Consider the following 543-nt stretch of genomic DNA (forward strand, 5'->3'; position numbering starts at 1 on the left):
TGAACCCGTCAGCACCTTGACACCACGCTTGGTTAACAAGCGCTGCATTTCACGCGAAACGTCTTCGTCTTCCGTGGGAATAAGTCGATTCGCGGCTTCAACCACCGTAACCTCCACGCCAAAATCATTTAGCATGGAAGCCCACTCTACGCCAATAACACCACCGCCCACGATAATCAGGGATGCTGGTAGCTCCTCCATAGTTAACGCTTCGTCACTGCTCAGGATAAATTCGCCATCTGGCTCCAGTCCGGACAGCACACGCGGGCGTGATCCCGTTGCGATAATGAGATGTGTAGGAACAATCGTTTCCATCTCACCATTTTCTAGTTCCACAGCAACTGCCCCGCTTTTTGGAGAAAATATAGACGGACCAATCACACGTCCCTTACCACTCAGCACCGTAATTTTATTTTTACGCATCAAAAATTGAACGCCTTGATGCAGTTACTCCACAACGGCTTCCTTACGCTCCTGAACCTTAGGAAATACAAGCTGTGCTCCCGATGTCTCAATACCGAATTGTGCACTTTCCTTAATCGT

1 pseudogene is annotated in these 543 nt (G+C 49.0%); it reads right to left on the reverse strand.

The features are described from left to right. Positions 1-543: pseudogene (locus GRP75_RS28975) on the reverse strand (FAD-dependent oxidoreductase); the annotation flags it as partial.

This window comes from Paenibacillus sp. OT2-17 (assembly GCF_009827695.1).
GTDB classification, from domain to species: Bacteria; Bacillota; Bacilli; order Paenibacillales; family Paenibacillaceae; genus Paenibacillus; species Paenibacillus polymyxa_B.